General features: G+C 57.5%; 23 protein-coding genes. 3 read left to right on the top strand and 20 right to left on the bottom strand.

From position 1 onward, the window contains the following. Positions 1-86: 86 nt before the first annotated feature. Complete coding sequence (gene tig, locus U0L91_RS11195) at positions 87-1,403, bottom strand: trigger factor (protein ID WP_330046983.1); 1,317 nt, start codon at positions 1,401-1,403, stop codon at positions 87-89. 114 nt (positions 1,404-1,517) lie between these two features. Next, positions 1,518-2,201, bottom strand: coding sequence for a metallophosphoesterase (locus U0L91_RS11200; RefSeq protein WP_330046985.1), 684 nt, complete (start codon positions 2,199-2,201; stop codon positions 1,518-1,520). Between the two features lie 71 nt (positions 2,202-2,272). Between U0L91_RS11200 and U0L91_RS11205 the strand changes: the two genes are divergently transcribed. Then, complete coding sequence (locus U0L91_RS11205) at positions 2,273-2,425, top strand: DUF1540 domain-containing protein (RefSeq protein ID WP_330046987.1); 153 nt, start codon at positions 2,273-2,275, stop codon at positions 2,423-2,425. A 53-nt stretch (positions 2,426-2,478) separates the two neighbouring features. On the opposite strand, the gene thrC is transcribed toward U0L91_RS11205, so the two are convergent. The 14 genes from thrC to U0L91_RS11275 all read right to left on the bottom strand — a co-directional run bounded on the left by thrC (position 2,479) and on the right by U0L91_RS11275 (position 14,273). Further along, positions 2,479-3,927: a threonine synthase gene (thrC, locus tag U0L91_RS11210; RefSeq protein WP_330046988.1), complete on the bottom strand. Its 1,449-nt coding sequence runs from the start codon at positions 3,925-3,927 to the stop codon at positions 2,479-2,481. Between the two features lie 33 nt (positions 3,928-3,960). Then, entirely contained in the window at positions 3,961-4,317 is a 357-nt protein-coding gene (locus tag U0L91_RS11215) for a YraN family protein (protein ID WP_330046989.1), read from the bottom strand. Further along, positions 4,304-4,942, bottom strand: a complete 639-nt coding sequence (rnhB, locus tag U0L91_RS11220) for a ribonuclease HII (protein WP_330046990.1) — start codon at positions 4,940-4,942, stop codon at positions 4,304-4,306. The genes U0L91_RS11215 and rnhB overlap by 14 nt, the downstream gene beginning before the upstream one ends. Continuing rightward, positions 4,920-5,855 carry a ribosome biogenesis GTPase YlqF gene (gene ylqF / locus U0L91_RS11225; protein WP_330046992.1) on the bottom strand — a complete coding sequence of 312 codons (936 nt, stop codon included), beginning with the start codon at positions 5,853-5,855 and terminating at the stop codon, positions 4,920-4,922. Before ylqF ends, rnhB begins: the two co-directional genes overlap by 23 nt. A gap of 13 nt (positions 5,856-5,868) precedes the next feature. Further along, the gene (lepB, locus tag U0L91_RS11230) at positions 5,869-6,384 is read right to left on the bottom strand and encodes a signal peptidase I (RefSeq protein WP_330046994.1); all 516 of its coding nucleotides are present in this window, start codon (positions 6,382-6,384) and stop codon (positions 5,869-5,871) included. Positions 6,385-6,482: 98 nt separating this feature from the next. Beyond that, positions 6,483-6,824 carry a 50S ribosomal protein L19 gene (gene rplS, locus U0L91_RS11235; RefSeq protein ID WP_330046996.1) on the bottom strand — a complete coding sequence of 114 codons (342 nt, stop codon included), beginning with the start codon at positions 6,822-6,824 and terminating at the stop codon, positions 6,483-6,485. 161 nt (positions 6,825-6,985) lie between these two features. Beyond that, positions 6,986-7,633 carry a TIGR03936 family radical SAM-associated protein gene (locus tag U0L91_RS11240; protein ID WP_330046998.1) on the bottom strand — a complete coding sequence of 216 codons (648 nt, stop codon included), beginning with the start codon at positions 7,631-7,633 and terminating at the stop codon, positions 6,986-6,988. Then, entirely contained in the window at positions 7,608-9,470 is a 1,863-nt protein-coding gene (locus U0L91_RS11245) for a TIGR03960 family B12-binding radical SAM protein (RefSeq protein WP_330046999.1), read from the bottom strand. The genes U0L91_RS11240 and U0L91_RS11245 overlap by 26 nt, the downstream gene beginning before the upstream one ends. Before the next feature lie 63 nt (positions 9,471-9,533). Next, positions 9,534-9,893: a metalloprotease gene (locus tag U0L91_RS11250; protein ID WP_330047001.1), complete on the bottom strand. Its 360-nt coding sequence runs from the start codon at positions 9,891-9,893 to the stop codon at positions 9,534-9,536. A 79-nt stretch (positions 9,894-9,972) separates the two neighbouring features. Beyond that, complete coding sequence (locus U0L91_RS11255) at positions 9,973-10,779, bottom strand: M23 family metallopeptidase (protein ID WP_330047003.1); 807 nt, start codon at positions 10,777-10,779, stop codon at positions 9,973-9,975. Positions 10,780-10,879: 100 nt separating this feature from the next. Further along, positions 10,880-11,260: an SRPBCC family protein gene (locus tag U0L91_RS11260; RefSeq protein ID WP_330047005.1), complete on the bottom strand. Its 381-nt coding sequence runs from the start codon at positions 11,258-11,260 to the stop codon at positions 10,880-10,882. Between the two features lie 30 nt (positions 11,261-11,290). Next, positions 11,291-13,525, bottom strand: coding sequence for a polyphosphate kinase 1 (ppk1, locus tag U0L91_RS11265; RefSeq protein WP_330047007.1), 2,235 nt, complete (start codon positions 13,523-13,525; stop codon positions 11,291-11,293). A 31-nt stretch (positions 13,526-13,556) separates the two neighbouring features. Further along, on the bottom strand, positions 13,557-13,904 hold the full coding sequence (locus U0L91_RS11270) for a ComEA family DNA-binding protein (RefSeq protein WP_330047008.1): 348 nt from the start codon (positions 13,902-13,904) through the stop codon (positions 13,557-13,559). Positions 13,905-14,006: 102 nt separating this feature from the next. Continuing rightward, positions 14,007-14,273 (bottom strand): YlmC/YmxH family sporulation protein, encoded by a 267-nt coding sequence (locus tag U0L91_RS11275; protein WP_330047010.1) that lies wholly within the window; start codon positions 14,271-14,273, stop codon positions 14,007-14,009. A gap of 113 nt (positions 14,274-14,386) precedes the next feature. Between U0L91_RS11275 and U0L91_RS11280 the strand changes: the two genes are divergently transcribed. Next, on the top strand, positions 14,387-15,046 hold the full coding sequence (locus U0L91_RS11280) for an HAD family hydrolase (RefSeq protein WP_330047012.1): 660 nt from the start codon (positions 14,387-14,389) through the stop codon (positions 15,044-15,046). A gap of 4 nt (positions 15,047-15,050) precedes the next feature. Here the strand turns inward: U0L91_RS11280 and U0L91_RS11285 are convergent, their stop codons facing one another. From U0L91_RS11285 to U0L91_RS11295, 3 genes are all read right to left on the bottom strand, one after another. Continuing rightward, on the bottom strand, positions 15,051-15,839 hold the full coding sequence (locus tag U0L91_RS11285) for a SigB/SigF/SigG family RNA polymerase sigma factor (protein ID WP_330047013.1): 789 nt from the start codon (positions 15,837-15,839) through the stop codon (positions 15,051-15,053). Positions 15,840-15,942: 103 nt separating this feature from the next. After that, positions 15,943-16,656, bottom strand: a complete 714-nt coding sequence (gene sigK, locus U0L91_RS11290) for an RNA polymerase sporulation sigma factor SigK (protein WP_330047015.1) — start codon at positions 16,654-16,656, stop codon at positions 15,943-15,945. A gap of 12 nt (positions 16,657-16,668) precedes the next feature. Next, complete coding sequence (locus tag U0L91_RS11295) at positions 16,669-17,538, bottom strand: sigma-E processing peptidase SpoIIGA (protein ID WP_330047017.1); 870 nt, start codon at positions 17,536-17,538, stop codon at positions 16,669-16,671. A gap of 217 nt (positions 17,539-17,755) precedes the next feature. Here U0L91_RS11295 and U0L91_RS11300 point away from each other — a divergent pair, with 217 nt between their 5' ends. After that, positions 17,756-18,637: a YitT family protein gene (locus U0L91_RS11300; RefSeq protein WP_330047019.1), complete on the top strand. Its 882-nt coding sequence runs from the start codon at positions 17,756-17,758 to the stop codon at positions 18,635-18,637. Between the two features lie 148 nt (positions 18,638-18,785). On the opposite strand, the gene U0L91_RS11305 is transcribed toward U0L91_RS11300, so the two are convergent. Further along, the gene (locus tag U0L91_RS11305) at positions 18,786-20,240 is read right to left on the bottom strand and encodes a radical SAM/SPASM domain-containing protein (protein WP_330047021.1); all 1,455 of its coding nucleotides are present in this window, start codon (positions 20,238-20,240) and stop codon (positions 18,786-18,788) included. Positions 20,241-20,260 lie beyond the last annotated feature (20 nt).

Here is a 20,260-nt window from a genome sequence, read left to right on the forward strand (position 1 = left end):
AAAAGATTGTCGGTATTCGATAAAGAGCCGATACGGCGGCATCTGCTCACCGTACCGGCCTTTTTACATTCCGGGAGCAGCAAGGATCAGTCCTTGTTCTCCTCCTTGTTTTCATCGGCGGAAGCCAGCACAACGTTGGCTTTCTCCTTGACGAAGTCGATGGCCTTGTTCACGGCCAGGTCCGCCTTGACGGCGTTGGCATCCACGATGCTCTTGACCTTTTCGACATCCATCTTGTAAGCGTCGGCGATGCGCTTGACTTCTTCCTCAAACTCCTCGTCGCTCACTTCGATGTTCTCTTTGGCAACAATGGCTTCCATGGCCAGGCGCATCTTGACCTGCTTCTCGGCCTGCTCGGTGAACTGAGCGCGGAACTGATCCATCGTCATGCCCATATACTGCAGGTACTGATCCAGCTTGAGGCCCTGCTGAGAGATGCGGTACTGGAAGTCCTGCACCAGCTCGTCCACACGCAGATCAATCATGGCGGCGGGGATCTCGGCCTTCATGTTGTTGACAACCTGATCGATCAGATCGTTCTCAACCTTCTGGTCAGCCTGCTTTTCCTGGTTGGTCTTGATGCCGTTGCGGATGGAATCCTTCAGCTCGTCCAGCGTGTCGTACTCGCTGACGTCCTTGGCAAAATCGTCATCCAGAGCGGGCAGCTCCTTGTACTTGACTTCATGCAGCTTGATCTTGAAGCGGGCATCCTTGCCGGCCAGCTCCTCAGCGCCGTACTCGTCGGGGAACTTGACGTTGATGTCAAACTCTTCGCCGGCAGAATGGCCGACCAGCTGATCCTCAAAGCCGGGGATGAAGGAGTTGGAGCCCAGCACCAGAGAATAGTGCTCTGCCTTGCCGCCCTCAAACGCCTTGTCGTCCACAAAGCCCTCGAAGTCGATGTCAACGGTGTCGCCGTTCTCGGCAGCGCCCTCACGGGTCAGCAGACGGCCGTTGCGGTCCTGCATGCGCTTGATCTCGGCGTCAACGTCAGCCTCATCCACAGTCTTGACCTCTTTGGTCACGGTTAAACCGGCGTAATCGCCCAGCTCCACTTCGGGCTTGACAGCGACCTTGACCTTGAGCACAGCGCCGTCGTTCTCATTCATCGAGACAACTTCCGGCTCGGGACGGCCGACCACGTCGATCGCCGCTTCCTTCACGGCAGCCTCGTAGGCGTCCGGGAACAGGTCATTGATGGCATCGTAATGGAAGATGTCCGCGCCGTACATCTTTTCGATCATATGGCGGGGAGCCTTGCCTTTGCGGAAGCCGGGAATGGCATATTTTTTACCCTCACGCTTGAAGGCGGTGTTGACCGCATTCTTGAAGGTATCGGCGTCGATAGAGAACTGCAGTTCTACCATGCTCTTTTCGAGCTTTTCACAGGAAATCAGATTCATTTATAAATCCTCCAAACATAGAAATACAATTTATTATAGCATGTACCGGCAAAGAATACCAGCCCATTTTCAAAAAAATATACCTGTCCAGGGAAAAAATTTCCGCCCGTTTTCTCAGTCACAGATCTTGTAGGGACAGAATTTGAGTCCGTCTGCCGAAATCAGCTTGTAGTGGATGCCGTCCACCTCCCACTGCACGGCGCAGCGGATGGATTTGCCGTGCAGATGCCCGTAAAAGCAGGTCCTGACGCCGAATTCCTTCATCACATCAATCAGAGGCTGCGCCGACCCGCCCGGGAAGACCGGCGGATAATGCAGGAAGACGATTTTCTCCGCCTCTCCGGCAGACTCCAGGGACATCCGGAGGCGCCCTGCCTCGCGGGGCATGATCTTGCTGTACTGCGCCTCCGCCTCATCAAACGGCCATCCCCGGGTACCGCAGAGTGCAGTGCCGTTCACCAGACAGCTGTTGTTGTGCAGGATATGCAGCGAATCAAACCCGGACTCTGCCAGATAGCGCTCCATCTTGCGAGCCGTGGTCCACCAGTAGTCATGGTTGCCCTTGAGCAGCCATTTCTGCCCCGGAAGCGTTTGAAGAAAAGAGAAATCCGCTTTTGTCTCCTCGAGTTTCATGGCCCAGCTGGTATCCCCGGCCAGAATCACGGTATCCTCCGGCCGGATGAGGGTTCTCCAGTTGGCTTCCAGTTTGGGAAGATACCCTTCCCAGCCTTCAAAGACATCCATGGGTTTGTTGCCGCCCAGGGAGAGGTGGAGATCTCCGATTGTAAATACTGCCATATCCGCCTCCCCGGATGTATAAAGGCCCCCTTGCCCGGTCATACTGAGTGTGTGAAAGGAGGCAATGCCTTATGGAAGAAAAGATCATCAACGGTATCTGCTGCGACGTTGAAAACTGCGTCCACAACAACGGTTCCTGCTGCTGCACGGCCCGCGAGATCCATGTCAACCACCGCTCCAACGGTTCGGCTGAAACGGTCTGCGAAACCTTCAGCGAGATCTGAGTGCGGCCGGCCGCCTGTGCCTACGGTACAGACGGCCCCCGTCTACATACGAATCAGCGCAGTGCAGCGCTGCGGATTTCGGACGGTTCAATGATGGTGTTGAACCGGACCGGCTGACGATCCAGCGTGCGGAGCGTCTCGGGGGCCGGGCAGCCCGTCCTGGCGGTAAGAGCCGCCATGGCCGCAAAATCGCTTTCCGGGACGTCGCCGCCCAACGCGCGCAGGACCTGCCGGGGGAACTTGAAGGGACTGGCCGTCGAAAGCACCACCATCGGGACATCGCGGTGCTCCTGCTCCGCCACGCGGAAAGCCACGGCCGTGTGGGTATCACAGAGATACCGGTCCTGCTCAAAGCGCTGCCGGATTTCCTGTGCACAGACAGCGTCATCGGCACAGCCGCAGGCAAACACCTGCTGGATCGCCGCGAGCGTACCGGCATCGACGGTATAAGTGCCCTTTTTGGCGAGATCCTTCATCCATCCGGCCACCTTGGCGCTGTCCCCGCTCACATGATACAGCAGACGCTCCAGATTGCTGGAAATCAGGATATCCATGGACGGGGAATCCGTCTTGAAGAATTCCCGCCGCGCGTCATAAACACCGGTACGGATGAAATCCGTCAATACATTGTTGCGGTTGGATGCGCAGACCAGACGGCCGACGGGAAGTCCCATCCGTTTGGCATAGTAGCCGGCCAGAATATCGCCGAAGTTTCCGGTGGGCACGCAGAAGTCCACCGGTTCGCCCCAGGCCACAGCCCCCTGCTCCGCGAGGCGGAAATAGGCATAGAAGTAATATACAATCTGCGGCGCCAGACGGCCCCAGTTGATGGAGTTCGCGCTGGAAAGCCGGATTCCCCGCTTTTCGAGTTCCTGTGCCACCGTGGGATCGCCGAACACCCGCTTGACGCCGGTCTGGGCATCGTCAAAGTTGCCGTTCACGGCATAGACCGCGACATTGTCGCCGGTCTGGGTCACCATCTGCAGGCGCTGGATCTCGCTGGTGCCGGCATTGGGATAGAAAACCGCGATCTCAATGCCTTCCAGCCCCGCATACCCGGCCAGAGCCGCCTTGCCGGTATCGCCCGACGTAGCAACCAGAATGCGTGTGGTCTCACTGCGGTTCAGATTTTTCTTGGCCTGCACAAGCAGTTTGGGCATGATCTGCAGGGCGTAGTCCTTGAATGCGCAGGTAGGGCCGTGCCACAGTTCCAGGGAGAACAGGCCATCCCGGACCTTCTCGACCCAGCCGGCCTTGCCGGAAAACGCCGCACCGTAGGTCTGCTCGGCCGCCTGGCGCAGGAAGTCCTCCTGATAATCGGTCAGAAACAGCGAAAGGACTTTCGCAGCCAGTTCCGGATAGGAAAGCTGACGCCAGCTGTCCAGATCCGCTTTCGGGAATTCCTGCGGCACGAACAGGCCTCCGTCCGGCGCCAGTCCGCGCAGAATGGCTTCCGAAGAAGAGACGACGGTATTCGGATCGCGTGTACTCTGATACTGCATGGTCAAACACCCCGTTTGTCATTCTTATTTATGTCAGCATTGAAATGCATCCATGATACAGTGAACCTGCCAGCCGTCCGGCCCCGGCACCACCTCGACAACGTCGAATCGGACCGATGAATCCGCAAACGGACTGTGCTGGAGATAATATCCCGCCGCCGCAATGATCCTGCGGCGCTTGAACGCATCGACGGCTTCGGAGGGTTTCATCCGGTCCTGCCGGGTCCTGGTCTTGACCTCGGCAAACACCAGTAGATCTCCTTTGCGGACAATGAGATCCAATTCTCCCAGCCGTGTGCGATAATTGTGTCCGAGCAGCAGATAGCCGCGGCTCTGGTAATACTTGGCCGCAATGGCTTCGCCCCGGTGCCCGAGCTCAGCGCGTTCCATCCCAGTATCCCTGCTTTTTCAAAAAGCTCCGGCGATAAAAGTCCTGGATTCCATACTGTTCGATCAGCGCATAATGGAGCTTTGTCGGGTAGCCTTTGTGCCGGGCAAGCTGGTACTGCGGATACTGTTTGTCCAGTTCCACCATGTACCGGTCCCGGCTGACCTTGGCGAGAATCGAAGCCGCGGCAATGCTTGCACTGGTGGCATCGCCCTTGACCACGGCTTGTGCCGGCTGTTCCAGATCCGGCGGGCAGCGGTTGCCATCCACCAGAACATAGTCCGGCGTGATGGAAAGCCCCGTCACGGCACGGGACATGCCGTCCATCGTGGCCCAAAGGATGTTTTTCTCGTCGATTTCCTGCGGCGGGACAAACACGATCTGATAGGCCAGCGCACGCGCCGTGATCTGTTCATAGAGCGCTTCACGGCGTTTCTCGGTCAGCTTTTTGGAGTCATTGACTCCCTCGATCGGGTCATCGGGATTCAGGATCACGGCCGCCACGCAGACGGGCCCGCAGAGCGGTCCGCGGCCTGCCTCATCCACACCGCACACCACACCGTGCAGACGGCGCTGTTCGGCATCATAGTCATACAGAGCGGGGTTACCGGTCATCCTGCGGGGCATCTTCGTCCTCCTCCCACTCTTCCTGCGGAACAAGGGCCCGTTCGGGCGGCCGTTCCAGCGAAATGCGGCCCCACTTGCTGGCACGGAATTCTCCCACCAGCATCTTGGCGGCGCGCTCGGTATCCACTTCCCCGCCGGAAATCAGCATTCCCCGCTTGGCCCCGATCGCCTGGAGCAGTTCATAGGGCGAAAGCTGCAGGGCTTCCTCCCCGAGCTTGTAGCGGGCCAGCAGCTTTTCGGGATAGATCTGCCGCACGCTGGAAAGCAGTCCGCAGGCGAGTTCCTCAATATCAAGAATATCATCCTTGATGGAGCCGATGAACGCCAGATTGGTCGCCGTTTCCAGGCTGTCGAATTTCTTCCACAGCACACCGGGCATGTCCATCAGATCAAAATTGTCAACGGTAATCCACTGCTTGCCCCGCGTCACGCCCGGCTTGTTGGCCGCCTTGGCGCGTGTGGTACCTGCAAAGGAATTGATGAAGGTGGATTTTCCGACATTGGGGATGCCCACAACCATCACCCGGATTCTGGCTCCCACCATACCCTTTCTGCGGCGGCGTTCCATGAGCGCAGACAGTTCCTGCGTGATGGGGCCTCTGACCGCACCGGCCTTGCCTTTCTGTTTGGAGTCCATCGGCAGACAACCGGCACCGGCGGTTTTGAAATACTGAAGCCACTGCCGGGTGATGTCAGGGTCGGCAAGATCCGCCTTGTTCAGGACGTACAGATGCGGCTTCCCGCTGGTGATGCGCTCAATCTCAGGGTTGAGGCTGGATTGAGGGATGCGGGCATCCAGGATCTGCAAAACACAATCCACATTGCGGATCTCGGTTTCCATCAGGCGAAGCGTCTTGGCCATATGGCCCGGAAACCACTGAATGACGCGCCGGTTTACGATTGTTTCGCTCATTGTCCTCTCCCGCTCAGTATTGTTGAATGGACTTGCCAAGAATGTCACGCGTATCGACAAAGCCGATTTCCGCCAGACGACTGTCCAGGGAATTGTTGCGGTTATCTCCCATCACAAAAACGCACCCTTCCGGCACCGTGACGGGGAACTGCATATCCAGCTGGGTGAAGGTGGGTTCCGCCGTATAGGGTTCCTCCAGCGCTTCCCCGTTGCGGTAAACCGTTCCGGTTGCAAAATCAATATCGATCGTATCGCCCTCCGTCCCGATCACCCGCTTGATGAGGGTCCGGCTGTGGCGGGTATAGGCATCCACAACCACCACATCCCCATGATGGGGCGTATAGGGCAGGCTGGAAATCACAAGAAGCTGACGGTCATGCAGCGTGGGCTCCATGGAATGGCCGTCCACACGGATCAGGCGTGCCACAAAGGTAAAGATCATAGCAACGGCAATCACAGCCAGCAGGATGGAATCCAGATATTCCAGCAGTGTCCGGTTGGTTTTCAGACGTCGCTCCTTCTGACTCATGTGCAACCCCCGCTTTCCGCAGAATCATTGATGGCATCACTACAAAAAAGGGAGAACGCCAACCGTCCTCCCCTTTTTTGCATATTCCCTTTGGATGATCAGATGCGAGCCTTGACTTTGGCAGCCTTGCCGGTACGGCCACGCAGATAGAACAGCTTGGCACGACGGACCTTGCCGCGGCGAACGACGTCAACCTTCTCGACGAACGGGCTGTTGATGGGGAACACACGCTCCACACCAACACCGTAAGAGGTGCGGCGAACGGTGAAGGTCTCGGCGATGCCGCCGTGCTTCTTGGCGATCACAGTGCCCTCAAAGGCCTGGATACGCTCCTTGTCGCCTTCCTTGATACGAACGGCCACGCGAACGGTGTCGCCGACTTCGAACTTGGGCTTGTTCTCTTTGATCATGCCCTCGGTCATTTTCTGCATTGCGTCCATTGATGAATTCCTCCATTGTTTTTCGACGTTCATACGCATCTGTCCGGTGCCAGAGGACCGCCTGTATAATGATTTGTCATTACCCCGCCGATGGCTCGACGGCACTAACGCTTGATTATATTAGCACATTCAAGGAATTTTTGCAAGAGCTTTTCAGCATTTTAACAAAATTCTTTGCCATTTTTTGTGTAAAGCTTCGTTCTGAGCACGCTGCACTGCCACAGCGGCAGGCCGCGTTCGTGCAGATAGCCCAGGAGCAGCGAGGGATTCAGGTTGGGAGCCTCTCCCGAGCCGCAGGGCATCGTCAGCAAAAAGGTGAGCTCTTCCCCTTCGGCACGGTAATCGATGTGCGGAATCACCTGTTTGAGGTCCAGTTCTTTTTGACCGCGCTTGCTTTTTTTCAGCACCATGGCGACCGGCGCCGCATTATATTCCTCGAGAACGGCCGCTGCCGAAGCCGGGACGGTGATCTGATAATCCGCATGGTCGATCTCGCCCACTTTGTCCAAGGCCGGTGCAATGCCGGTGATCCGGATGCCGTGCGGCATCAGCGGCTGCAGAGCGGCACGCCAGGTTTCAAAGTCCTGACCTTCCGCCTCGGTCTTGACCTCGCAGCATTCGCAGATGCTCTCCTGCCCCAGCGAAAGCGGACAGGCAAAGGACAGATAGATATGCGGGTTGAACCCCTGCGTATAGTAGACCGGCAGGCCGCTGCGCTTCAAAATCCGGTGGAAGACCCGCTGCAGGTCCAGCAGCGAGATATAAGCCGCCTCGCCCAGTTTTTCAAATCGAATTCTGACTGTAATCAAAGCAAGGTCCTCCCAGCAGTTTGTTGGCTCCGCATCCGCTGCACTGACGGTTGCAGGGCATGGTGGTCTCGGCACGGAGCGCTTTCTGATATTCGCGCACCAGATGAGCGTGGCTGACGCCCACGTCGAGATGCGACCACGGTGTCACCTCATCCAGCCCCAGCGGACGATAATTGTAGAAGTCCGGGTCCAGACCGCATTCCCGGAAGGCATCCAGCCAGCGGTCATAGTCAAAATACTCCTCCCAGGTGTCAAAGAAGGCGCCATTGCGGAACGCGGTCTCGATCACCTTGCCGAGCCGGCGGTCCCCCTTGGCAAAAACGCCTTCCAGTACACTGGTCGCGCTGTCATGATAGTTGACCTTGATCTTGCGGGAATGCACACAGCTGAGCAGGTATCTCTGCTTTTCGCGCAGGGTTTCCCGGCGATCCTGGGCACAGAACTGGAAGGGCGTGTCCGGTTTCGGGACAAAGCAGGCCACGCTGATGGTAACCTGAACGCCTTTGCCCTTGGCATGGTCCATCTGATAGTACAGATCCACAACCTTCTGTGCGGTGTCGGCAATGCCTTTGATGTCCTCCATGGTCTCGGTGGGAAGGCCCATCATGAAATAGAGTTTGACGGAGGTATACCCTTCCGAGAAAGCGATCCGGCAGCCCCGCTCGATCTGCTCCCAGGTCACGTTTTTATTGATGACATCCCGCAGGCGCTGGGTCCCCGCCTCGGCGGCAAAGGTCAGACCGCTTTTGCGCACCTTGGTGGTCTTTTCGACCAGAGACTGCGAAAAGTTGTCCACGCGGAGCGAAGGCAGCGAGAGGCTGACATGGTCCGCCTCGGCCCAGGCATTCAGGTTGTCCAGGATTTCCTCCAGGCGGGAGTGATCGGAGGTGGAAAGGCTGGTCAGGCTCAGTTCATCGTAACCGGTGTTCCGGCACAGAATCCGGGCGCTGTCGCTGATCAGCTTGGGCGAGCGTTCCCGGAACGGGCGGTAGATCTGCCCGGCCTGGCAGAACCGGCATCCGCGCACACAGCCGCGCAGCACCTCGACGCTGGCACGGTCCTGAACGGCGCCGACCATCGGCACCACAAAGTTTTCCGGCGGGACAAAGCTGTCCATATCCCGGACAATGGCCTTGGTCACCTTTTCGGGCACCCCGGGACGGTTGGGGCGGATGGATTCAATCCGCCCATCCGGCAGATAGGTCACATCATAGAAGGACGGAACATACACGCCTGGGATGCCGGCCAGCTCCTCCAGCAGACGTTCCCGGTTCCAGCCGGCTTTCTTTCCCTTCTCCACCGTGGCACAGATGTCCTGCAGCATCTGTTCGCCCTCGCCGAGCTGCATCACATCAAAGAAATCCGCCATCGGTTCCGCATTGCACACGCAGGGACCGCCGGCAATCACAAGAGGCCAGCGCTCGTCACGGTCTGCCGCACGCAGCGGAATGCCGGAGAGCTGCAGCATCGCCAGGACATTGGTGTAGCACAGTTCATACTCCAGCGAGAATCCCACAATATCAAATTCACGCAGCGGGTCCTTGCTTTCCAGGCAGTAAAGCGGAATGTCAAGCCGTTCCATCTGCTCTTTCATGTCGGTCCAGGGCATGAAGGCACGCTCGCACCACCAGTTTTCATGCCGGTTGAGAAGCTCATACAGGATCTTCTCGCCCAGGAACGACATACCGATCTCGTAGGTGTCGGGGAAACAGAATGCCATCCGGACATCTACCTTGTCCTTGTCTTTATAAGTGCATCCGGGCTCGCCGCCGGTATACCGGCCGGGCTTCTGCACCAGGCTCAGCGCCTCTTTCATCTTCGGAGAAAAGAAAGCCATGGTTCATCCTTCCACGGTTCCCTTCCAGGAAAGGAAACCTTTGATTTTTGCTCTTATTGTACCTTATTTTCCTGTAAAATGCAATTCATCCAGCAGAACTGCCGCCAGCCGTCCTCCGTCCAGGCCGGGAAGCGGCAGCAGGTTGAATGCTCCCAACAGCAGATTGACACAGGCAAACCGGTATCCCGGATAGGTATATCCCCCGACATATTCCATCCAGACCAGGCAGAGGATGCACAGCGCAAGATTCACCGCCGGGCCCGCCATCGCCAGAAGGATTTCCTGCGTCTTGCCCGGCAATTCCCCGCGCAGGGAAAGACACAGGCCGGTCAGGGAGAGCGTCACGGTGGGCACGCGGCGGAACAGAATCGTCCAGGCTGCGAGATGTCCCGCCTCGTGGAGAACCGCACACAAAAGCCCCATGCGCACCGTCCCAGAGGAATCCCAGGCCAGGGCCGCGGCCAGGCCAAACAGCACGGCCGGCAAAGCCCGGACGCGGAGCTTAACCGGCTTCCTCCAACGCCTGTGTGGGATCATAACGCACCCCTTCATGCAGAATTTCAAAATGCAGATGCGGCCCCGTCGCATTGCCGGTCTGCCCTACCGTTCCCAGTTGTTCTCCCCGGGTTACAGTCTGTCCGGGTCTGACAAACAGGAACTGCATGTGGGCATACAGCGTTTCATCCCCGTCCTCATGCAGAAGTCTCACATAGTTGCCATAGCTGCTGTGAGTCTGGGCAATGCGAACCACGCCATCCGCCGCGGCCAGAACCGGGGTCCCCTGTGCGGCGCCAAGATCCACGCCGGTGTGAAACTCCTGCTCCAGTCCGCCGATCGGATCGGTTCTGCTTCCATAACCGGACGTCCTGGCCACATTGCGGTCCGGCAAAGGGAAGCTCAGGGCAAACGACGGCAGATAACAACTTTCCTGACTGCTGACCGATCCGCCGGGCCTTGCCCGTTTGGCCCGTCCGGCGGTTTCCGGCGTGGACTGCGTCAGGCTGCCGGCCACCTCCTGCACGGCACCGCGAAGCTCCGCCAGGGTTTCCTGGGTGAATTTCTGAAATTCCCGGTCGCCGTCCCATTGCAGAAAAGACGGGCCGGGCTGACTGACCGCCAAGTCGAAGGCTGTCCGCAGGCTGGCAGCCATGGGAAGGTTCAGCTTCCGGGCGCCGAGGACCACCCCCACAATGACCAGACAGATTCCCAGCTGCACCCAGAGAACGTAATCATGGCCGCCGGGTCTGGAGCGGCGTGGAGCAGAGCCCGGCTCCTTTTCGGGTTCCTTCGGGGTCGCATCCTCCCACATCGGCTATCCCTCCTTACCGTGTTCGGTTCTTTCAGATATATGCCGGTGCCGGAAAGGATATGAAAAAGGGGCACCCCGGACAGGTGCCCCCTGATTGAACTTATTCGCCGAGTGCTTTGCGAAGCGTTTCCAGAAACGCCTGCAGCTGCTTCTGCGGTTTGGCAAACAGGCCGAGTCCCTCCACGTCCAGTGTGCACTCCAGACTCGTGGACTCTGCACTGCCGAACAGAATCGCCGTGAACGTTCCCTTGACCCGTCCCTTGACAAAATTGCAGGTCATACGGCGCGGCTTCTCCATGTTGGTGAAGAGAATCTCCGTCGTGCTGCCGTCCTGATGCTTTTCGACGATCTTCATCCCGCCGGGATCAATCTCGGCGCTGGTGACATCGGGGCGCCAGCTGTTCAGTGTCGGATTGGTGAGGTACAGCCACACTTTGTTGGCCGAACACGCGTAGGTAGCGGTCACCACACAGCTTTTCATGTTATGTCCTCCTATTCCGGGATTGAAATCTTACTTTTTACCGCGTCCGAACAAAGAATCCCACAGGCCGCGGAACCGCACGCTGTCCGCCGCCGTCTGCTGCCGGACGCGCAGGCTGCTGTGATCCTGACTGGCCACCCGTTTCACGGCCGTGGCCTTCACACGCGGTGCCTCCGGCTTACGCACCGGTTTGGCGGGGGAAGTCTCGAACCCGTGCTGGAAATACCCATACATTGCCATCTGGCTGTCCACCGGCGGCTGTCCGTCCACCGGCTTGACCCGGGTGTAAGTACCATCCGGCTGCATTTCCCGCGCGTTGACGGTATCGCGAAGCTGCAGGTCCAGGATTCCGCGCAGCTTTCTGGCAATCTCCGGGTCGTCCACCCGGACGCCGACCTCCACGCGGCGCTCGGTGTTCCGGGTCAGGAAATCGCCCGAAGCGATATAGATCTTCATGTCCTCGCCTTCGCCGAAGCAGTAAATCCGGGAATGTTCCAGATACCGTCCCACCAGGCTGCGGATATGAACGTTTTCGGTCTTGCCGGGCACCCCTGCCTTGATACAGCAGATGCCGCGGACTATCATATCCACGCGGACGCCCGCACAGCTGGCTTCGCTGATCTTGTTGATGATCTGCGGATCATTGATGGAGTTGTTTTTCAGGATCATCGAGGCCCGCTGTCCACGGCGCGCCAGTTCAATCTGATGATCCATCTGTTCCAGCAGGACACTCTTGAAGCGCAGCGGAGCAACCAGCATGGTATCCGCCTCGCTGGTCAGACGCTGCAGTGCCATATTGTTGAAGACGGCGCTGGCTTCCTCACCGATTTCCTGCCGTGTGGTGATGAAGGAGAGGTCGGTGTACAACTCACTGGTCTTTTCGTTATAGTTGCCGGTACCGATCTGCGTCAGGTACTGGTATTTACCGTTGACCTTGCTGGTAATGAGGGTCAGTTTGGAATGGACCTTGTAATCGTCAAATCCGTAAAAGACCGTACAGCCGGCTTCCTCGAGCTGTTTGGACCAGTCGATGTTGTTCTGCTCGTCAAACCGGGCCCGCAGCTCCACCATGGCCACGACTTCCTTGCCGTTTTCCGCCGCGTTGATCAGCGCCTGCACAATCTGGGAGTCGCTGGCCATACGGTACAGCGTCATCTTGATGCTGACCACGTCAGGGTCCGACCCGGCCCGCATCAGCATCCGGATGAACGGACGGATGCTCTGGTACGGGTAAGAGAGCAGCACGTCATGCTTGTGTGCCTCGGTATACAGATCATAGTCCGGCGGCGCCTGGATGGGTCGTGCCGGCGGATAACTCATGGCCGGTCCGCCCTCCGCACTGACGCGGGAGGCCAGCCGGAACAGCCCGCCGGGGTCCAGCGGCGAGGTCTGCGCATAGCAGCGGTCCGCCGGAACGACGAGCTTTTCCCGCAGGAACTTGACAATATCCTGGGGCGCTTCCGGCCAGAACTGGAGCCGTACCGCCGCCAGTTTGCGCCGCTTCTTGAGCAGTTCACTCATGACGTCGCGGAAATCGATGTCATGATCCATCATGCCCTCGTCCACCGTGATGTCCGCATTGCGGGTGACACGGAACAGGCAGGATTTCTGCACCGTGCTCTTGTTGAAGACACGGCCCGCAAAATGGGCAATCAGCTCTTCCACAAAGGCAAAGCTGGTGGTACCGTCCTCCTCCTTGGTAAAGAGGACCCGCTCAAACTGGTTGCTGATCGGAATGATGCCGTAATAGACACCATCATTCTTGCTGTTGAGCTGCACGGCAAAATAAATTTCCTTGTTGCGCAGGAACGGGAACGGATGCCGCTGATCGACAATCTGCGGGCTGAGGATCGGGAAGATCTCCTGCTCATAGTAGGCCTTCCAGTAGTGTTCCTGATGCTTGTCCAGATGGTCAAAGTCCACCTTGCGGAAATGGTTTTCCTGCAAAGCCGTCAGCAGGTGCTGATAATACTTATCGCACTTGGCCTGCAGTTCCGCGACCCGCGGCGTGATGGCGGCAATCTGCTCCGACGCCGTCATATGGGTTACAATGTCCAGCTTGTTGTTCTTGAGCAGCGTCTGATCATACAGCGAGCCCACACGGACCATGAAGAACTCGTCCATATTGCTGCTGAAGATCGCCGCAAACTTGATCCGCTCCGCCAGCGGGACACTCTTTTCCTTGGCGAGCGCCAGCACACGGCTGTCAAAATCCAGCCAGCTGAGTTCCCGGTTAATAAAAATGCTGTCCGACGTTTTTTCCAAAACAGGTTCCTCCTAATTCAATTTGGGGAGTTCAGGGATCGGCAACGCAGATCATCCCGTCCCAGTCGCTGACCATCCGGGACGAGATGCCCTCCACGTTCGCAAGATCTTCCACCTTCAGAAAAGGACCGTGTTCCTGCCGGTACGTCAGGATGGCAGCCGCCTTGGTGCGGCCGATCCCCGGCAGTTCCATCAGCTCTTCCTCCGAGGCGGTATTTACATTGATACAGGCCGTCCCGTTCCGGATGTCCGTACCGGTTTGCCGAGATTGTCCCGTCGTATAGCCGAACTGCCAGACCGGCGCAATCAGAAATGCCGCACCGAGCAGCAGGATCAGCACCGCAGCGGCCGTCACAACCAGCATTCGGCGCCATGTCATGGTAAAGAATTCCTCCGTTTTCCGGGCAGGCCATAGAATTGTTTTTATTATAACATACCTTGGCGTTGATTTCATCCCGCCGGGAAAGATTTTTCCTGTTTTTTACAGCCAGCTGTGCTTGCTGCGGCTGGCGTGCGGCTGCGGAATCTCGGTATCCACCATCACCACATCGGTCCCGATCGTCTTGATGGCCAGCCAGGGAATCACCAGGTCATCGTCCCGCCCCAGAAGCCCGAACAGTCTTGAACGCCCGTGCAGAATGACCTGCACAATCTGGGAATTTTCAAATACCAGATCATCGATGCGCCCGAGATTCTCCCCCGATTTGATCTGAATGACATCTTTTTCGTGCAGTTCCTGCAGTGTCATCGGATCGCCCCCTTCTTTTTTCTCGTTTCCATTCTATGCAGCGGTTTTTTCATTTGTGTATTTCGCAGTTTGCGTGTATAATAATAGGAAAGCAAAAACCGGAGGGTACCTCTATGTACAAAAACATTATCTTTGATCTTGGCGGTGTCGTTGTGGATTTCAAGCCGCGCGATTTCCTGATGGATCATTTTATGAATAAGCACGCAGAAAATGAAGTGTATGACCTGACGTTCGGCAGCAAGGAGTGGGAGGATCTTGACCGGGGCGACATCACCCGCGGCACCGCCAACCGCATCATGCTGGAAAACGCCGCCGAACACGGACGCACTTTTGAAGTGCAGGCCGTGATTGACGAATGGCAGGCCATTCTGCACACCAACAAACGGACCGTCAAGACGATGTGCAAGCTCAAGCTGGCGGGTTACCGGCTGTATTATCTGTCCAACATCTCCCAGGACATCATCGATGAGATCCGGCAGCGGGACTTTTTCCCGCTGTTTGACGGCGGCATTGCCTCCTGCGAGGTTCATCTGTGCAAGCCGGACCCCCGTATTTTCGGGCTGCTGATGCAGAAATACGGCCTGGCCTACGACGAGTCCATCTTCATTGACGACAGCAAGCAAAATGCCCAGGCCGCCTACAACCTGGGCATCACCGGGATTCTTTACAAAAATCACAAGTCCTTCAACCGCGCACTCGGTCTGTGCGGCATCAAGCTGGACAAGCGCGCATCACGCCCCGCGCAGGTCAAATCCGCCTCTGAGGAGTCCTGACCGTTCAGCGGGAAGAGATCTGTTCTTTGATGTGCCCCAGGGCGCTTTTCTCAAGACGGCTGACCTGGGCCTGGCTGATGCCGATCGTGCGTGCCACCTGTGTCTGTGTCTGGCCGGAGAAATAGCGCAGTGCAATGATCTTGCGTTCCCGCGGGGTCAGCTGCTGCATGGTATCGCGGAACATGATGGTGCTGATCCAGCTTTCCTCGGAGCTGGCTTCGGGAACCCGGTCCATCACCGAGAGACTGTCATCCCCGTCCGAGTAGGCCGGCTCATACAAGCTCGCCGGTTCAATCACCGATTCCAGCGCCATGGCCACGTTTTCCGGGGTATTGCCCACCCGCTCGGCGATTTCGCTCACCTTGGGTTCCCGCCCCGTTTCTTTCTGCAGACTTTCCCGCGCCTGCATCGAGTGATATGCCAGGTCCCGGATGGAACGGCTGACCCGGACCGGATTGTTGTCCCGCAGGAACCGGCGGATCTCCCCGAGGATCATCGGCACACCATAGGTGGAAAAACGGACATTCAGGCCAGGATCAAAGTTGTCGATGGCCTTGATCAGCCCGATGCAGCCGACCTGGAAGAGGTCGTCAAGATTCTCTCCCCGGCCGGTAAATTTTTGGACCACGCTCAATACCAGGCGAAGATTTCCCTGGATCATCTGGCGCCGGGCTTCCTGGTTCCCGTTTTTGGCCTGCACCAGCAGCTCGCTTTTCTGCCGTTCGCTCAGAACCGGCAGCATCGCCGTATTGACCCCACAGATTTCTACTTTGCCTGTGAACAATTTAACCATCCTCCCGTCTGTTCCGGGGCCGTATTCTGCCCCGGCTGATACAGGAAGTATGGGCTGGCGGGATGGCGGACAGACAGCATGGAAATTTCTGCAAATTATGCGATCAGACAATGGATTCAATCTCGCGTCTCAGCCGCTTGATGATCCTTTTTTCAAGCCTTGAGATATAGCTCTGGGAAATCCCGATGGCGTCGGCCACCTCTTTCTGGGTATGTTCGACGCCATCCCGCAGCCCGAACCGCATCTCCATGATCTGCCTCTCCCGCGGAGCAAGTCCCTGAACGGCAGCATGCAGGGCCGCACGCTCGGCACTGCGTTCCAGTTCCTCCCCGACCTGCGTCTGTTCGCCGGTCAGCACGTCCATCAGCAGCAGCTCATTGCCGTCCGAATCGGTGTTGAGCGGTTCGTCGATGCTGGCATCCTGATGGCGGTTGGAACTTTTGCGAAGATACATGAGGATTTCGTTTTCAATGCAGCGGCTGGCATAGGTCGCCAGTTTGATATTCTTGTCCGGTTCAAAGGTGTTGACCGCCTTGATCAGGCCGATGGTTCCGATCGAGATCATATCCTCCACCCCGGCGGTTGCGGACTCAAATTTTTTGGCAATGTAGACCACCAGACGAAGATTATGTGTGATGAGCCGGTCCCGCGCACCGGGCACGCCCGCTTCCAGCTGAGCGAACACCTCTTTTTCCTCCCCGGATGTCAGGGGCGGCGGCAGCGTATCGGGGCCGTTGATGTAATGCAGATCCGGTAGGTTCCCGAAACAGAGAACCAGATGTTCCAGACTGCGGCGGATCGTTTTCAGAGCTTCCATAATCACCCCTCCTTACAGAAAATCCGGGCCGTAAAGTGCTTCATATTCGGCAGAGTTGAATTCCTGCGGCGAAAACGCCACCGCAGAATGTCCCAGTTCGACGACCCCGTGTTCGGTGATGAGACCGATGTTGTCCACTGCAAATCCCGGCAGAAGCGTATTCCGGGCAGCCGTCGCGCAGGGAATCAGTCGCAGGGAGGTCTGTTCGGGCGGGCGGTCGGGTCGTCGGCCGTCAAACCAGTCCCGGAGATAGCGGTCAACCGGTTCGGGAAGCCGCCCCCGGGCGCCCGGCCAACTGATAACCAGCACCGGCAGACAGGTAACCGGGTCCTTGAGATGGCACCCGGTGTCCAGCATGGCACGCAGACGCACCATACTGCCGCACAGTTCAAACTCCACACCGATGGTCGGCGTTTTCCGGGGTGTTCCGCCCGCAAAATACAGGTACACCCACACCGCCAGGCAGCACAGCGCCGACAACAGCAGCAGCAATACCGGCGGCAGACGAAGATAGACCGTCAGGTTGCCGGTCTGGATCATCGGTGTGCCGGTGCGCAGGATAGCCAGAATCGCAAGTCCTGCCAGCAGGATGTTGAGCGCCGCATACCAGAAAACTGCCGAGAGGAACTTTCTGACCCGCCGCATCCCGTAGCAGGCCCCGACAATGGCGCCGGCCGTGACCAGCTTGTATGCAACCTGTGCTGGGTAGGACAGTTCCGGTGCAAAGAGAATCAGGGCACTGCCGCTGGCCAGCACGCTGCCCAGCAGCATCCGGCGGAAGGACGCCTGCTGACCTGTGAGCATCCCGGCAGCAAGCAGCAGAAAATAGGCAATCAGAAAATTGACCAGAAGCAATACGTCCAGATAGATAACTGTTTTCACCGCATCTCCTCCCCTGCCCAGGTCCATGGTGGCTTTCCCAGTGTATTCCTTCCGCAGAGAAAAAATGCGGGAAACCTGATGTCCCGCAAGATTTGTCCGGCACGCTTGACAGGGCCGTGGTTCGGTGGTACGCTTAGTCGGGATTTTCCCGGGGTTCCGATCAAAAGTGAGAAAATCTGCCTTTTCCCGGAATATAACAAAAGAAATGGAGATCTGTATGATCGAAGAGAAGCTTCATTTGAGCAAGTCCCAGCTGCGGGACAGCGCCATCTTCTTCGCACTGCTGAACAGCGGTCTGTTCTGTACTGCCGCGGGCATCGCCTTTTTCAAAACGCCGAACCATTTTGCTTTCGGCGGCACCTCCGGCATATCGATCATTCTGGCGACCCTCTTTCCGACCTGGAATGTAGGCGGTTTCATGTGGCTGGTCAACGCCATCCTGGTCGTTCTGGGCCTGATTTTTCTGGGCGCCCGTGCCATGGGATGGACGATTTACTCTTCCTTCGCACTCTCCTTTTTTGTCAGCCTGTGCCAGAAGGTTTTGCCCCTGACCCGGCCCCTGACGGACGATACCTTCCTGGAACTGTGTTTTGCCGTTATTCTTCCGGCTGTGGGCAGTGCCATCGTCTTCAACGTCGGCGCCTCCACCGGCGGAACCGACATTGTCGCCATGATCCTGCACAAATACACCAGCCTGGAAATCGGCCGTGCGCTGATGGTCAGTGACTTTGGCATTGTACTGATTGCTGCGTATCTGTACGGCGCCAAAACCGGACTGTACTGTATTTTGGGCCTGATTCTCAAATGCACCGTGGTAGACAACGCCATTGAAAGTCTCAACCTGCGCAAGGTCTGCACGGTGGTCACCTCTGACCCCGAGCGGATTGAGGATTTTATCGTGAAGGTCCTCAATCGTTCGGCGACGGAGCAGAAAGCCTTCGGTGCCTATACGCACGATGACAAGCGGATGCTGATGACGGTGCTGACGCGCCATGAAGCCGCCATGCTGCGGAACTTCATCCGCACCGCCGACCCCCATGCCTTCATCACGATCGTGAACAGCAGTGAGATCATCGGCAAAGGGTTCCGCTCCATCTGATCGTCATTTTCTCCCGCGCCTGGCGCGGGAGATTTTTTTGTCGCATCAAAAAAACAGCCTGCCTTCTCCGAAAAGGAAAAGACAGGCTGTTTTTGGTTGTATTCACTCCGAACTGCCGCAGGGACTCTTCCCTGCCGGATTCCGGATTTTACTCCTTGGCGCCGGCACAGGCTGCGCAGGACTCGCAGGAGGTGCATTCCTGGCTCTCAGGGTCCACATAGCCGGGATGCTCTTCCGCCCACAGACGGTCGGCCGTGGGCATCCAGCTGGTTGCGTAGGGACGGCAGCGGCGGAAGACATCCTCCGGAGATTCCGGCTGCTGCAGGTCGGTGCTGTGCGCACCGCTGCGCTTGACCATCTCGCCCAGGATCTGCGGGTTTTCCAGCATCGGGCAGGGACGCAGGTGGTTCTCGTTGAACGGCTGGCCCTTGTGGTATTCCTTGAAGAGCGGCTGCTGCAGGCATTCCAGCAGGCTCTTCTCATGGATGTTGGCGTTGGAGTAATGGATGAAGACGCAGGGCTCCACATCGCCGTTGGGGTTGATGTGTGCATACTGGCGGCCGCCGGCAATGCAGCCGTCGATGTACTCGCCATCATTCTGGAAGTCGATGCAGAAGATTTCTTTGCCGCCGGTGAAGCCGCGGATTTCGCGGACACGGCGAACCATGTATTCACGCTGCTCGGGGTTGAGCATCAGGTCCACATTGGCACCGTCGCCGATCGGCATGTAATGGAAATACCAGTTGAAGCGGACGCCGTGGCTGATCAGCATATCCATGAATTCGTCGCTGGTGACGGCCTTGTAGTTGGCCGAAGTGTAGCAGATGGAGGTGCCGAACAGCAGGCCGTTCTCCTTCATCAGGTCCATGGCGTGCATGACCTTCTTGAAGACCCCTTCGCCGCGGCGGTCATCGGTGGCGTTGTCCATGCCTTCCACCGAGAGGAAGAACGCCATGTTGCCGACCTTCTTGACCTCTTCGCAGAACTCCTGATCAATCAGGGTGCCGTTGGTGAACAGATGGAAGACCGAGGTCTGATGTTTAGCGGCCAGCTTGAGCAGGTCGTTCTTGCGGCACATCGGCTCGCCGCCGGTGCACATGTACCAGTGGATGCCGAGCTCCTCGCCCTCGGTGACCAGTTTATCCATATCCTCGTAGCTGAGGTTCAGCTTGTTGCCGTACTCGGCAGCCCAGCAGCCGGTGCAGTGCAGGTTGCAGGCCGAGGTCGGATCGAACAGCAGAATCCAGGGCATATTGCAGTCGTACTTCTTGCGGAGTTCCTCGACATAGTTGTAGCCCGCAAACATGCCTTCATACACGAGGTTCAGCGCGTTCATCTTGAGAATATGGGGATCAATCTCGTTGATGGCGCGGTAAGCGTACTGCATCCATTTGCTGTTGGGGTCCGAGACAAACTTTCTGGCCGCCTCAAACGCGGACGCGGGATACCGGTCCTTCAGAAGCGGTTCGGCCAGATTGATCAGCTTGACCGCATTCTCGGACAGCTTTTCCGTGCCTTTTCCGCGGATCGAATTGATTGCCAGGTCAACCGCCGCACTGAAAGCGGCGCGCTGAGCGGTATGCACAACTTTATTCATCGGCATAAATACTCTCTCCTTACAAA

This window comes from Gemmiger sp. (assembly GCF_036306485.1).
Lineage (GTDB): Bacteria > Bacillota > Clostridia > Oscillospirales > Ruminococcaceae > Gemmiger.

Bases quoted from the DNA above. Each gene is read 5' to 3' on its own strand.
- U0L91_RS11255 (WP_330047003.1), bottom strand. From the start codon at position 10,779: ATGTGGGAGGATGCGACCCCGAAGGAACCCGAAAAGGAGCCGGGCTCT.
- tig (WP_330046983.1), bottom strand. From the start codon at position 1,403: ATGAATCTGATTTCCTGTGAAAAGCTCGAAAAGAGCATGGTAGAACTG.
- U0L91_RS11215 (WP_330046989.1), bottom strand. From the start codon at position 4,317: ATGGAACGCGCTGAGCTCGGGCACCGGGGCGAAGCCATTGCGGCCAAG.
- rplS (WP_330046996.1), bottom strand. From the start codon at position 6,824: ATGGACGCAATGCAGAAAATGACCGAGGGCATGATCAAAGAGAACAAG.
- lepB (WP_330046994.1), bottom strand. From the start codon at position 6,384: ATGAGTCAGAAGGAGCGACGTCTGAAAACCAACCGGACACTGCTGGAA.
- U0L91_RS11200 (WP_330046985.1), bottom strand. From the start codon at position 2,201: ATGGCAGTATTTACAATCGGAGATCTCCACCTCTCCCTGGGCGGCAAC.
- U0L91_RS11300 (WP_330047019.1), top strand. From the start codon at position 17,756: ATGATCGAAGAGAAGCTTCATTTGAGCAAGTCCCAGCTGCGGGACAGC.
- U0L91_RS11270 (WP_330047008.1), bottom strand. From the start codon at position 13,904: ATGACATGGCGCCGAATGCTGGTTGTGACGGCCGCTGCGGTGCTGATC.
- U0L91_RS11285 (WP_330047013.1), bottom strand. From the start codon at position 15,839: ATGGTTAAATTGTTCACAGGCAAAGTAGAAATCTGTGGGGTCAATACG.
- rnhB (WP_330046990.1), bottom strand. From the start codon at position 4,942: ATGCCCCGCAGGATGACCGGTAACCCCGCTCTGTATGACTATGATGCC.
- U0L91_RS11245 (WP_330046999.1), bottom strand. From the start codon at position 9,470: ATGGCTTTCTTTTCTCCGAAGATGAAAGAGGCGCTGAGCCTGGTGCAG.
- U0L91_RS11260 (WP_330047005.1), bottom strand. From the start codon at position 11,260: ATGAAAAGCTGTGTGGTGACCGCTACCTACGCGTGTTCGGCCAACAAA.
- U0L91_RS11280 (WP_330047012.1), top strand. From the start codon at position 14,387: ATGTACAAAAACATTATCTTTGATCTTGGCGGTGTCGTTGTGGATTTC.
- U0L91_RS11205 (WP_330046987.1), top strand. From the start codon at position 2,273: ATGGAAGAAAAGATCATCAACGGTATCTGCTGCGACGTTGAAAACTGC.
- ylqF (WP_330046992.1), bottom strand. From the start codon at position 5,855: ATGAGCGAAACAATCGTAAACCGGCGCGTCATTCAGTGGTTTCCGGGC.
- U0L91_RS11305 (WP_330047021.1), bottom strand. From the start codon at position 20,240: ATGCCGATGAATAAAGTTGTGCATACCGCTCAGCGCGCCGCTTTCAGT.
- sigK (WP_330047015.1), bottom strand. From the start codon at position 16,656: ATGGAAGCTCTGAAAACGATCCGCCGCAGTCTGGAACATCTGGTTCTC.
- thrC (WP_330046988.1), bottom strand. From the start codon at position 3,927: ATGCAGTATCAGAGTACACGCGATCCGAATACCGTCGTCTCTTCTTCG.
- U0L91_RS11275 (WP_330047010.1), bottom strand. From the start codon at position 14,273: ATGACACTGCAGGAACTGCACGAAAAAGATGTCATTCAGATCAAATCG.
- U0L91_RS11250 (WP_330047001.1), bottom strand. From the start codon at position 9,893: ATGGGGCTTTTGTGTGCGGTTCTCCACGAGGCGGGACATCTCGCAGCC.